The 12,601-nt window shown below is 61.4% G+C and carries 12 protein-coding genes and 1 pseudogene; 2 read left to right on the forward strand and 11 right to left on the reverse strand.

Annotated features, from left to right (window positions below):
- Positions 1 to 87 precede the first annotated feature (87 nt).
- A complete protein-coding gene (locus EN874_RS27565; protein WP_127428388.1) occupies positions 88 to 993 on the reverse strand; it encodes a LysR family transcriptional regulator in 906 nt (301 codons plus the stop codon).
- A gap of 110 nt (positions 994 to 1,103) precedes the next feature.
- Between EN874_RS27565 and EN874_RS27570 the strand changes: the two genes are divergently transcribed.
- On the forward strand, positions 1,104 to 2,222 hold the full coding sequence (locus EN874_RS27570) for an FAD-binding oxidoreductase (RefSeq protein ID WP_127428387.1): 1,119 nt from the start codon (positions 1,104 to 1,106) through the stop codon (positions 2,220 to 2,222).
- Positions 2,223 to 2,385: 163 nt separating this feature from the next.
- On the opposite strand, the gene EN874_RS34560 is transcribed toward EN874_RS27570, so the two are convergent.
- From EN874_RS34560 to EN874_RS27615, 8 genes are all read right to left on the reverse strand, one after another.
- On the reverse strand, positions 2,386 to 2,670 hold the full coding sequence (locus EN874_RS34560; protein WP_127428386.1) for a hypothetical protein: 285 nt from the start codon (positions 2,668 to 2,670) through the stop codon (positions 2,386 to 2,388).
- A gap of 8 nt (positions 2,671 to 2,678) precedes the next feature.
- Positions 2,679 to 3,377: a hypothetical protein gene (locus EN874_RS27580; RefSeq protein ID WP_127428385.1), complete on the reverse strand. Its 699-nt coding sequence runs from the start codon at positions 3,375 to 3,377 to the stop codon at positions 2,679 to 2,681.
- 58 nt (positions 3,378 to 3,435) lie between these two features.
- The gene (locus tag EN874_RS27585) at positions 3,436 to 4,833 is read right to left on the reverse strand and encodes an amino acid permease (RefSeq protein ID WP_126085513.1); all 1,398 of its coding nucleotides are present in this window, start codon (positions 4,831 to 4,833) and stop codon (positions 3,436 to 3,438) included.
- Positions 4,834 to 4,843: 10 nt separating this feature from the next.
- Positions 4,844 to 5,011: a hypothetical protein gene (locus EN874_RS27590; protein WP_168247624.1), complete on the reverse strand. Its 168-nt coding sequence runs from the start codon at positions 5,009 to 5,011 to the stop codon at positions 4,844 to 4,846.
- Between the two features lie 10 nt (positions 5,012 to 5,021).
- Positions 5,022 to 5,405, reverse strand: a complete 384-nt coding sequence (locus EN874_RS27595; RefSeq protein WP_126085514.1) for a hypothetical protein — start codon at positions 5,403 to 5,405, stop codon at positions 5,022 to 5,024.
- An 11-nt stretch (positions 5,406 to 5,416) separates the two neighbouring features.
- Complete coding sequence (locus EN874_RS27600; protein WP_126085515.1) at positions 5,417 to 5,734, reverse strand: hypothetical protein; 318 nt, start codon at positions 5,732 to 5,734, stop codon at positions 5,417 to 5,419.
- A 761-nt stretch (positions 5,735 to 6,495) separates the two neighbouring features.
- Positions 6,496 to 7,800: a serine hydroxymethyltransferase gene (gene glyA, locus EN874_RS27610; protein WP_127428383.1), complete on the reverse strand. Its 1,305-nt coding sequence runs from the start codon at positions 7,798 to 7,800 to the stop codon at positions 6,496 to 6,498.
- A gap of 43 nt (positions 7,801 to 7,843) precedes the next feature.
- Positions 7,844 to 10,741, reverse strand: a complete 2,898-nt coding sequence (locus EN874_RS27615) for a phosphoenolpyruvate carboxylase (protein WP_245513708.1) — start codon at positions 10,739 to 10,741, stop codon at positions 7,844 to 7,846.
- Positions 10,742 to 10,906: 165 nt separating this feature from the next.
- Here EN874_RS27615 and EN874_RS27620 point away from each other — a divergent pair, with 165 nt between their 5' ends.
- On the forward strand, positions 10,907 to 11,251 hold the full coding sequence (locus EN874_RS27620; RefSeq protein WP_127428382.1) for a hypothetical protein: 345 nt from the start codon (positions 10,907 to 10,909) through the stop codon (positions 11,249 to 11,251).
- Positions 11,252 to 11,440: 189 nt separating this feature from the next.
- On the opposite strand, the gene EN874_RS27625 is transcribed toward EN874_RS27620, so the two are convergent.
- Positions 11,441 to 12,076: a response regulator transcription factor gene (locus tag EN874_RS27625; protein WP_127428381.1), complete on the reverse strand. Its 636-nt coding sequence runs from the start codon at positions 12,074 to 12,076 to the stop codon at positions 11,441 to 11,443.
- Positions 12,077 to 12,371: 295 nt separating this feature from the next.
- A pseudogene (locus EN874_RS27630) lies at positions 12,372 to 12,592 on the reverse strand (NAD(P)-dependent oxidoreductase); the annotation flags it as partial.
- Positions 12,593 to 12,601 lie beyond the last annotated feature (9 nt).

The raw sequence follows: 12,601 nt of genomic DNA on the forward strand, positions 1-12,601 counted from the left end.
GCATCCCTTCCTGTCTGCCTGCCAAAAGCTGGCACGACCGGAGGGTCCTGGTCCAAGATGGATGACGGGCAAGCATATAAGTCCTGCTTATGCCTTTGCTTTGTCGCCGGCCAGGACAGCGGAACAGGCGGTACGGATGTGGTCGCGCATCATCTCATCGGCCCGCGCAAGCGCCCGTGTACGCGAGGTGAGCAGCGCGATCGGGAATTCCGGTCCCGCCGCCAGCGGCCTGACGGCAAGCCCGGCAAATTGGCGCCAAGGCAGCAGCGCGTCGACCAGCGCGATGCCCAAACCGGCCTGGACGAAGCCGACGGCGGAGATCGACACGTCGATCTCGAGCGATGGTGAAAGGGCCACACCTTGCGCGCGGCCCGCGTGGGCCAGTTCGTCGGCAGGGCGGGTATTTCCGCGATAGGATATCAGCTCCTCGCCGGCGAGATCGGCGAGCGTCAATTCGGTCTTCATGGCCAGCGCATGCCCGGCGGGCAGAAGACATGCGAAGCCGACGCTGCCGATCACTTCCGCCTCGACATCGGGAGGCAGGCGGTCGTCCATGGCGACGCCGAGGCTAGCATCTCCCGCACGCAACATGTCGACGATCGCGGCGATTGGCGCCATATGGGAACGCAGCAATATGTCGGGATGCTGCGCCCGGAAGCTGGTGAATGCGCGCGGCAATATCGCCATGGCCGGCGGCGGCGAGGCCGCCACCCGAACCAGTCCAGTACGGCCGAGACGCAGGTCGGTGGTCTTGCGGCGAAGGCCCTCCAGCCCCGCCGACAGCCGCTCGGCATCGGCGAAGATCTCGAGCGCCTCGGGCGTCGGCCGCAGCCGGCCCTTGACGCGCTCGAACAAGGTGAAGCCGAGCTCATCCTCGGTGTGCAGCAGCACCTGGCTGAGCGCGGGCTGCGAGATGTTCAGCATCCGCGCCGCGGCGGTCACGGTGCCTGCGCGCATGACGGCGATGAACACTTCGAGCTGCCGGGCCCGCATTGCCACTCCATAGGTAAAGCTTATGGCTGTCGTTCAAACCCATCTTTGACGCAATGCCGCGGCGGCGACAAGATCGATCAAACTTCGGGTGCTGTTCGCAAGGGGCCGCCATGGATGTGATCGTATTGGGCGGCGGCCTGATGGGGACGGCTTCGGCCTATTTCCTCGCCAGGCGCGGCGCGCGCGTGACGCTGATCGAGCGCCACCGGGTCGGCAGTGGGGCGACCGTCGCCTCCTTTGGCAACATCCGGCGCACCGGGCGGCATATCTCCCAGCTTCCGCTTGCCCATCGCTCGCTCAGCCTGTGGGGCGAGGCGGAAAAGATGCTTGGCCGCGACGTGGAATTCCGCGCCACCGGCCACATCCGGCTGATCTTCGATGAGGGGGGCCTCGCGGACATGCGGGCCTATGCTCAAGCCGCGCGGCCTTGGGGGCTTGAGCTGGAGGAACTCACCCCGCGCGAGATCCATGCCCGCTTTCCCGGCCTCGGCCCGGATGCGATTGCCGCGTCGTTCTCGCCGCATGACGGCAGCGGCAATCCGCGGCTGATCGCGCCGGCCTTCGCCGAAGCCGCCCGCAAGCTCGGCGCGGAAATCATCGAGGATGCCGAGGTCGAGAGGATCAGCCACACGGGTGGCGGCTTTCTTGTCGCCAGCTCAAAAGGCGCGTTCGCCGCCGAGTGCCTGCTCAACACCGCCGGCGCCTGGGGCGCGCGCATCGCGGCGCAGTTTGGCGAGGCGGTTCCGCTTGACGCCCGCGGCCCGCAGATGGGCGTCACCGAGCCGCTGCCGCATCGGATCCTGCCGGTGGTCGGCATCTGGACGCGCGACAAGGACTATGGCGCCTATCTGCGTCAGGTCGAGCGGGGCAACATCGTCTTCGGCGGCGCAGCCGAAAGAGTGTCGGTGAACCTGGATCCGGGCCATGCGAAGGCCGATCCCGCGCGCCTTCCGGTGCAATTGCGCGCCGTCGCGCGGCTCCTGCCGGCAATCGCGCAGGCCGCGGTCATCCGCACCTGGTCAGGCTGCGAAGGCTATGTGCGGGATATGCTGCCGGTGATCGGGCAATCGGCAACGACGCCAGGCCTGTTTCATGCCTTCGGCTTCTGCGGGCACGGCTTCCAGCTCGGACCGGGCGTGGGCGACGCCATGGCCGAACTCATCACGACCGGCCATTGCGAAACGCCGCTCGATGATTTCAGTATCGATCGCTTCAGCCGAGAAGCCTAACGAAACGAATCGATCGCGATTGGCCTCCTCGAGGTCACTAGCAATGGAAACGCCAGAGCTTACTGCAGCGGCCGAGATTGAGGCGCAAAGCAGACACGCCTTTGTGCATGCCGTTCTACGCCGCGGCCCTCGCGCCATTCGGGGTATCTCGCAATCTCGTCGCTCAAGCGAGACGGCTTTGATGCCTCCCGCTTGCCGCGGCCGTCGCAAGGACCCGAGCCCGACGATAGGCATCTGGGATCGACAGTGCCCACACGAACAACCCGAACGCATGTCGCCCGATGAACGATTGATCCGGGGTTGTCGTCATATAGCTGATCACTGAAAAGAAAAGCACGAAGAAAGCGAACGCCAGCCCGCGCCTTGGATCGCGTACGGCAAAATGACCGCCACCGGGGCAGAGGATCGCCATGGCGAGGACCAGGTAAGGATTTATTGGTTTAGCCATCGGCGACCTCAGGCGGCTTCGTGGGTAGCGGTGATGGCGCCGCCCGCGGCCAGCGCCTCGCTCAGGGACTGCGCCTCCGCGACTGCCTTGCTGACGAGATCTGCGGAAATCGTGGTGACGGCAAAGCGGATCTGCCGCAGCAATAGGTGTGCGCCGCGCTCGCCTTGGGCGGCCTGGCGGATGACCCGGGTGCCGCGCGGCGAAATGACGGCTTCCTTAACGGCGGAATCGGCAAAGAGGTTACGGAAGATCGCTATGGCGCGCTCAACCTGGCAGGCAGTGGCGCGACCATCGCCCCGCATCAACACTGATGCGTCCATCTCTGGTGGCGCCATCCATTCAGGCAAGTCATGGACAAGCGAATAATATTCAGCACCGGTCGGGCGGGCGAGCACGCCAATCGCTGGCCTGTTGCGTTCGTTGACTTCGCTGAGTGTCACCCGGAGCCAGAGCTGCGGCAGTCGACGTGTGACCATTGTGTCGGCAAGGAGTTCGATCCGCACCTGCCTGCCGTCCTCAAGGCGGCTGACAAGAATGGGAAAGTGATCGGGGGCGAAGCTGATCCGCGCATCGGGGAAAGACCTCGCCGCCTCGTCAAGAAGCCCCCTGCGTTTCGCGAGGGAGGCACGATGGTCGCTGATCGCGCGCTTGCCTATCCAGGCGCCAGCAGCAGCGATGAAAACGGAAAGAGTGATGGTGATGATCATCGAGATCGCCTTGATGAGGACGTGGCGGCGCAAGAGCGGGCCGCCACGTCTGACAGGTTCAGTAACCGCGCGGCTTCGGCCAGGGCATGGTGAACTGGTCACCCCGACGCACGAACCGATAGCGCCGGAAATGGAACCAGAGCGATGCCACGATGTAGAAGCACATCATCGCGCTGAGCTGCGTGCCGTAGCCAAGGAACACAGCGAAGTACGCGGCGGCGCACAGCGTCAGCAGGACGATCGTCGGCAGCGGGTGGAGCGGATGCACATAGCCGCGCTTAATCGTTTCGAGCGGCCATTTGCGCCGGAACATGACCATATTGAAGGTCATGAAGGTGTAGCCGAGCAAGCCCGAGAGGATCGAGAAGGTCACGACCTGGTCGAGCGGCGCGCCAAGCGCGAAAATGAGCGCGATGGGAACCAGGAACACGATCGATCGGTATGGCGTGCGATAGACTGGGTGCACCGCGCCGAACCAACTCGGCAGGTAGCGGTCGCGGCCCATCGAGAACCAGGCGCGCGAGGCGTCGTTGATGCATCCGTTGGCCGAGGCGAGCGTCGAAAACATCGTGCCTACGAAGAGAAGGACCATCAAGCCGACGTTGCCCGTGACGCGCGCGGCGTCAAAGAGCGGCGTGCCGGCCTGGCCGAGATATTCCCAAGGCAGGAGGCCGGAACAGACATACCAGGTCATGGTCGCGGCGATTAGCAGCGTCATGATGCCGGCCATAGTCCCGTAGGGTAGCGAACGCGCTGGCGATCGCACTTCTTCGGCGGCCTGGCAGGTTCCTTCGATGCCGAGATAGTACCACAAGCCGAAGTGCAACGCCGCGACGATGCCGATCCAGCCGTAGGGCAGCGGGGCCGAGGTGATCGCCGAAAAGTCCATCGCCACGGCTGAGGCGCCCAGTTGCACCGATACGAACAGCGCAATGATTGCCAGGAAGGCAATGGCGGTGATGACCAGATTGAAGGTCAGTGTGGCCAAGACACCGCGGAAGTTGAGCCATGCCAGGAACATGATGGAAAGGATGATGAACGGCTTCTGGTTGAGGCCGGTATGGCCCATCATCCCCGCGACCGTGTCGAGCAGATAGCCGACGGTGATCGCGTTGGCCGCCTCGAGCATGGTGTAGGCCATGACCAGGAACAGGCCGACATTGAAGGCCATCAACGGCCCGACGATGTGCTTGGCTTGAGCGTACTGGCCGCCAGCGGCGGCAATGGTTGACGTCACTTCGGAATCGATCATCGCCACGCATGTGTAGAGCAGGCCTGCCACCCAGCAGGCGGCAAGTCCTGCGATCATGCCGCCTTTGCCGACAGAGAAGTTCCAGCCCATATATTCCCCGACCAGCACGATGCCGACGCCGAGAGCCCAGATATGGGCGGGGCCGAGCACGCGCAGGAGCTGAAGCCGCTCGGTTGCGGGTGCGGTTGCAGTCACGTTTGCCATTTCCGTCCCCTCAGATTTGGTGGCGCTCGGCCGTCACCTCGATCTCGCCTTCGCGGGATGAGGTCAGCAACTCGTTGTCGTAGGTGGTGTCGATGCGAATGAGGTTGATGAGCATCAGCGCACCGAACATGGCTGACAGGGCCCAGGCGACGTATTCGAGAATGTTCCAGATATCCATGATTGGCTCCCTATCGCCGCTTTGGATCGAAGCGTTCCTCGATCACTTCGCGGTATTCCCTGTCGGAAAGCCGCACGACCAAAACAAAATAGCCAATGACCAGCACCGCCATGACGATCAGCGGGAGCCAGTTGAAGCTGTAATCGAAGCGCGCGGTGATGATGTCGTTCGCGGCAGCCGGGTCGGTAATTCCAATCGCCGCCCATTGCTTGGCCTCGGTCGGATTCTGACCGAGCGCTTCCCAGGTCGGGTTGGCGATCGGGTTGGGCGTTTTGGCTGCCCCGGCAAAGCCCAGGTAAAGCGGCAAATAGAGAGCGCCCACGGTCAGCACGAGCAGGGTAATGACGTCGAAGACCTGACCGGCGAGGCCCTGTTTGGGAGGTTGATATGCCATTTGCTAGCTCCTTAGCCCCGACGCCTGCGCATCTCGTCGAGATGCTTGATGTCAAGTCCGTAGATGAAGTGTTTGTCTTCGGCGTAATGGCGCAGCATGGCGACTATGGCCGCGGTGTTGAAAACCAGCACCAAAGCGCATGCGACCGACAGGATAACGCGCATGGCGGGGATTGAAATGAATGGCCAGACGCTGAACAGCGCGAACAAAAGTGTGCCCCATAGAACGACAACGAACGCCAACAGGCCTGCGCGGTCGCGAGCGTGCATTTTGTCGATGCGCTGATTGAGGCTGAATTCGCCAGCTCGACTATTGATTGTTGCTTCCATTGTTCTCCTCCGGACGGCCATTTTCGGCTTCGTTGCGCTTTTTCGTATGGGAAAATTAATTTCCCAGCAGGAATATCCGGCAAAGTTAATTTCCTGTCAAGTGACGCGGTGCAGATAGTGGATGGCGTCGGTAAGGCAGAGATGTTCCTGAACAGATCTAACCCGGATTTGGGGTTTGCATCCGCGCGGACGCGTTCGAGACACCTCAAACCAGATCGCGGGGCGAACGCATTTTTCGATCGCGGAACGCGACCGCCGGAAGCCTTGCCACTCGGGTTGCCTGGGTGGAAATTCAAGCCGTCGTCCGATCGACGATAGCTCGCTAGAGCAATTCCAGGAAAAGTGTGTAGCGATCTTCCGTCCGAAATTGCGTAAAAACAAATACTTAGAGCAGTTCGGCGATTCTATGAATCGCTGAGACGCACTAGCCGGCATCTCGGCGAACTTCCACGCCTGACAATCGGTCTTCCTACGCAGTTCCGCCAATCAGGAGCGATCGAACGTCCGGCAATTCCAGGAAATTGGTTTGACGACTTCCGTCCGGTGTTGCGCAAAATAGACAATTGGGGCGAATCGGCGATTCTGCCAAACACTGAGCTGCGCTAGGCTGGACTAAATCCGGATCGTCTTGCGGGATTACTCCGTGCGCAAAGCAGTACCTGCTTCGCCGTCCAAGAACCGACGAGTGGCTTTCCGTCCCGGAATTGCTTGGGAAGCAATTTCTTTACCACCAGTTCTATCAAGCTGAATCGTTCCACGAATCAGTCGTAGATCGGGAATTGGCTGACCAGGTCGTGCACTTCCTCGCGCACGGCCGCCTCGATTGCGGCGTTGCCGGCCTCGCCATTGGCAGCCAACCCATCGATCACGCTCATCGTCAGGCGTCCGACCTGACGGAATTCTTCCGCGAGCAAGCCGCGTGTGGTGCAGGCCGGGCTGCCTAGGCGGATGCCCGACGTCACCATCGGGCCCTGCGGGTCGAATGGGATGCCATTCTTGTTGCAGGTGATGTGAGCGCGACCGAGTGCGGCCTCAACAGACTTGCCAGTCAATCGTTTGCGCCGCAAGTCGACCAACATCAAATGCGTGTCGGTACCGCCCGAGACGATATCAACGCCCCCCTGAGCGAGGGTCTCGGAAAGGACCTTGGCATTGGCCACAACGTTTGCCGCATAGACCTTGAATTCGGGCGCCAGCGCCTCGCCGAAAGCGACTGCCTTTGCGGCGATTACGTGCATTAGCGGTCCCCCTTGGAGGCCGGGGAACACCGCCGAGTTGATCTTCTTGCCGATCTCGTCATCGTTGGATAGCACCATGCCGCCACGCGGGCCGCGAAGGGTCTTATGGGTGGTTGTAGTCACCACGTGGGCGTGCTCAAGGGGGTTGGGATGGACGCCACCGGCAACCAGGCCGGCAAAATGCGCCATGTCCACGAACAGCTTGGCGTCGACTTCGTCGGCGATCTCGCGAAAGGCACTGAAATCGATAATGCGCGGATAGGCGGAGCCGCCCGCAAGGATCACCTTGGGCCGATGCTTGCGTGCCAGATCGCGCACCTCATCGAGGTCGATGCGATGAGTATCGGGGCGAACCCCGTAGGAAACGACATTGAACCACTTGCCGGATTGGTTGACCCGCGCGCCGTGGGTGAGATGTCCGCCGGCAGCGAGGTTGAGACCCAGAAAGGTATCACCAGGCTGCATCAGCGCCATGAAAACCGATTGGTTGGCCTGGCTGCCGGAGTTCGGCTGGACGTTGGCGAACGAGCAGCCAAACAATGTCTTGGCGCGCTCGCGCGCCAGATCCTCGACCTCGTCCACGAATTGGCAGCCGCCGTAGTACCGGCGGCCCGGATAGCCCTCTGCATATTTGTTGGTCAGCACCGAACCTTGTGCCTCGAGCACCGCCTTGGAGACGATATTTTCGGAAGCGATCAGCTCGATCTCGTCGCGCTGGCGTATGAGTTCGCGCTTCATGGAGTCGCTGACGGCATGATCTGTAGTGGCCACGCCGGCGCGGAAGAAACGGCCTGAGGCACCGGTGCCAAGCTTGGTCGATATGTTCATAAGCTCCTCCCTTGCGACGTGACGCTTGCGTCAAGATTGCTACTCACCCAGTCCAGCCAAGACCGGTTGAAATGCAGTTGATCGAAAGCAAAAGCGCGTTGACCGCACGCTTTGGTTTTGCGGTGGAGCCGTCCTGTGCGCGGACCTCGCGCAAGAGCTGCACCTGCAATCGGTGTATGCCGTCCATCTGCGGCCTGATGCGATCGAAGTGCTGCTTGAAAGTGGGGAAACGCTGCGAGACCTTCAGGCCGCCATGGACCTCGGCGATCATCTTTCGGGTCAGCAGATATTCGGTGGCGATCTTGCGGTAGATCCGTTCACCCACCTCGCGATCTTGGACCAGACCGGCATAGAGCCGGCCGATTTCCATGTCGGTCTGGTAAATTCCCTTGTCGACCTCGTCGACGATGAGACGGAAGAAGCGCGAGCGCTCGAACATCTGCCTGAGCAATTCCAATCCGGCGTTGCCGCGAACATTGAGGAAGGAATTGAGCGCGCTGCCGATGCCGTACCAATTGGTCAGCAGATGCCGGTTTTGGCTCCACGCGAAAACCCAGGGGATGGCGCGCAGGTCGGAAATGTCGCGGGCCCCGAAGCGGCGGGCCGGACGCGATCCGATCTTGAGCAGCGACAGTTCCTCCACAGGACTCGCCTGATGGAAATAGTCGATAAAACCCGGCTCGTTGATAAGGCTCCAATAGGACGCCTGCGACATGCCGGTCAACGCCTCCAGAGCCTCGTTGAACTCGGGGATGTCCCTGAGCTCGGGTTCGTTGGCCGATTTGACGCTGTGGGCAAAAACGCTCGCGGCGAAGATTTCGAGCTGGTAACGCCCCGTGCCACGATTGGCGAATTTCGACGACACCACCTCGCCCTGCTCCGTCACGCGCATGGCTCCGCCGACCGTGCCGGCGGGCTGGGCGGCAATCGCGCGGCCCGTCGGCGCACCGCCCCGGCTGACCGAACCGCCACGGCCATGGAAAAAGCTGATCTTGATCTTCCGCTTCTGGCCCAGGGCGTGGATACGTCTTTGCGTCTTGTTCAACTCCCAGTTCGAAGCGAGGAACCCGCCATCCTTGTTCGAGTCGGAATATCCCAGCATGACTTCCTGTCGGTTGGAGAAGTCGCTCAACGAACGGCGCACGATCGAGACGGCCAGCAGCCGATCTAAAATGTCGGGGGCGGCACGCAGGTCGGCAATGGTCTCGAAAAGTGGCACGACACGCAGTCCGATTGTGCCGCTGCCGTCGAGCACGGTGGCCATGCCGCAAAACTGGCCGAGCAGATAGACGGCAAGCAAGTCATCGCAAGAGCGTGTCATACTCAGGATGAAGGCGCCCACAGCACCGCCGTTCAGTCCAGACGCGGCCCCGCGAATGACGTCGAACAGGTCAAGAAGCTCGCGCGCCTCCGCGGAGAGAGCGCCCCGGTCGATCCCAAGCCGCTCGCCAGTACTGAGCGCACTACGAATGCGCAGGCTCCATTGTGGCGTATCGGGCGCGGGCGCCTGATCCCCATCTGTGAGCCTGAAAAGCTCGGCCAGCACTCGATTGACGACCGTCGAGTTCTGGCGAATGTCCAATGCGACCGTGCGGAAGCCGAAGGTTTCGACCTGCTGCCGCAAGGGGCGGACGAAGCGCCGCGCGACGAGATTGCCACCCAATTTGGCAAGCACCGTTTCGAGGTGGCGCAGGTCGGTCTTGAACAACTCCGGGCGGGCATACGGCTTGGCCGCGGTCTCGCCGAGCATGGCCCGCAAGCGATCCAGCATCGCGGCCGCGAACTGCCGCAGCGGCTCTCCCGGATTGCGCGCCGCAATCTCGCGAGCCGCGCCGCTCCGATGCAGCGCCTGGGCCAGCGCCTTGTTGAAGTCTTCCGGGATGTCGACGACATTGGCGCTGACGCTTAGCACCGTGACCAGTCGGCGAACCTGCTGGATGTACCAGCCGATAATCGCCTGGCGCGATTCCTTGAGCGCACAAGCGGTAGTGCTTGCAGTCACATTCGGATTGCCGTCACGGTCGCCGCCGATCCACGACGCGTAGCGCATGAAGGATGGCACTTTGAGATCGTATTTCGGGTAATGACAGGCGAGCGCTTCCTCGACGGCATCATAGATCTTCGGAGTCGCCTCGAAGATCACCTCGCGGAAAAAATGCAGGCCCCAAGCAATCTCACTTTCGACCGAGGGGCGTTCAAGCCGCAACTCACCCGACATCCACAGCAGCTCGATCTCGCTCCTGAGATCGTCGATCAATTGTTGATGCTCGCGCGGCGCCCACCGCTGCTGTTCGAGGTCAGTGAGCTTGCGATAGATGCGTCGGTGGATTTCGAGAACTGTGACTCGCTTTGCCTCGGTCGGGTGGGCGGTCATGGTTGGACCGACACTCAGTGTGTCGAGGGCGGTCTGGATCTCCTCGGCCGGGTAACCGGCGGCTTTTATTTCGCCGATGACGTTGGCGAAAGAGCCGATCACTTCGTCCGCGCCGCCCATCTGCTCAAGCTCGCGGCGTGAACGCATTGCCAGCAGTTCGTTCGCGATCGCGACAAGCTGAAACCATATCCCTGTCGCCTGCAGGGCCGGAATGCGCTGAACGTCGGTGAGGGTGTCGAGGCTTGCACGTCCGGTCAGAACATCCCCCAGCCCGGGTTCCCGTGCGCTGACGACGGTCGTCAGGAGCCTGAAAAGCAGGCTCCTGACGTCCTCGTGACAGCTGAGTGGTCTGCTGTCGTTCAAAACGGCACCCATTCTTCCAAGCGTTGTCCCGAGCTTGCCGAATGAGGCGGATATCTCGGGATTCTCCATCTGGAAGCAGATAGACTTTCCGCCTTCTTGAAAACGCCCGGACGGGTAGATTTGCCGTTCGTTTGGGTGGGTCGGGGCACCGACCGGATGATGATCCGCAGAGCCGACCTGGGCGTCGAACCAGGCATGAATCACGATCTTGCCAACATTGGTCCAGCGCGTTTTGGCTCAGGACGTCATTTAACTGTTATGCAAACATGTTGCCTTAAAGGAAAAAGCAACACAATTGAGACTGCGGTTCATATCCATAACCGCGCTAGCTCAGCGTGTTTCATAGGGGACCTCGGGAGGGACTTGGATATGGATATGCACAAGGTGTTTCCAGATCTCTTTGAAGGGCATGCCCCGATCACCCTGCAGAACGCTTTTCACGAAGCGCTCGAGGCGCTCGAGGAATGGAGCGAGAAAGACGAAGAGCCGCTCGTTCCGATCCATGGCGTTGCCATACCGATCAGCAGCGTTTTCGTCAGAATGAGCGACTGCACCGATCTGATGCCGCTTAGAACACAAGGTGTTCTGGAAGCGATCATCGGCAGGGATCTGGTTCGCGCCTCAGGACGGATGCTTTATGCAGACGCAGCAAGGCTTGCGATGCCCCTATTTGCTGCGCGGGTAGACCCTGGCGCCCTTCCCGCTTATCCCTGACACGAACGGACGAACCGCAGCACCCGGACTTTCCGTGGAGAGGGGCCAGCTGTCACGGATTGCTTCAAAGCCGCCCGGACGGCTGTGAATAGCGCGAGGACCGAGTAGCTACCAGGCCGTCACGGCTGTCCCGCATAAAGGATTGCCAAGGGCAGCAATGCAGGCCATGGCAAAACCCTCACGGCGAGTTCAAACGCGGCCTCGATTTTTCTCGCCGGCGTAGAGCGCCACAGCCATAGCCCGGTTGCGGACGTCAAGTTTGTCGTAGAGGTTCCTCAGGTGGTATTTGACTGTGTTCTCTGAGATTCCGGTCCGGGTGGCGATCTGCAGATTCGTCCAGCCGTCGGCCAGCACCGAAAGCAGTTCGCGTTCCCGTATCGTCAGCCGCGACATCGGCGTGTCGTTGATTTTCGAGACGTCCAGGTAGGGGACGCAAATCCGGCCATTGGCGACCGCGACCAAGGTGTCGAAGAGGATCGCTGGGTCGTCGAACTGGTAGCAGAACCCCTGGACGCCAAGGCGCACGCACTGCTTGAGGATGGCGATGTCGTGATCGTTGGAAAAGATCACGAGGCGCGCATGCAGGCTGCGCCGCTGCATCTCCGTCATGACAGCGCCGGCGTCCATATCCGACAATTTCCACCCGAGCACGGCGAGGTCGAACTGAGGAGTTGAGGCTGACGCCGCCCGGAGAAAAGCCTCACCGGCCTGGACGCTACCAACGAGATCGAAGCGGTCATCCCGCGAGATCATATCCCCAAGGGCAGCGACCACGAGCGGGTTGCGCTCTCCAATCAAGATCCTGAATCTGCTCTTTTCGGGCATTGACTCCACCTAAGTCCCGACACATTGGCGCTGATCCTAGACTCGGCGGCAGTCATGCGCGTTCCCGGCCTTCGGCGCTTGCGCCCTCTCCCTTGCAATCCCTACGCTGGCCGACCACTTTCCTGCTTCGACCACCTTTCGGCATTGATCCCCTATCGACCAGATCCGCACCAGGATCTCCATTCATATCATGAATTTTATTTTCCTTCTAGTACAATCGGTCAGGTCGACGCACTGTTGGATTGGGCCTTCGCGCGGCATGAGCCGCGCTACGGCCGGCACCGGCTCCGGCCTAGACGTCGAGCCCCGCTCCAGCAATCACACCCCCTTGTCGAGCGCGTGGATGTCTCGTCGATCATATCTCCGCGCGCCAGATTGATGAGGAAGGCGGTCGGCTTCATGATTGAGAGCCTTGCTCCGTCAATCAGATGCCTTGTTTTCGGCTCCGCCTGGACAATGCAGCGAGACGAAGTCGGACTCCGCCAGCACTGCCTCGATGGATGGAAGTTGCCGCGCAGACATCGG

This window comes from Mesorhizobium sp. M1D.F.Ca.ET.231.01.1.1 (assembly GCF_003999155.2).
GTDB lineage: Bacteria > Pseudomonadota > Alphaproteobacteria > Rhizobiales > Rhizobiaceae > Mesorhizobium.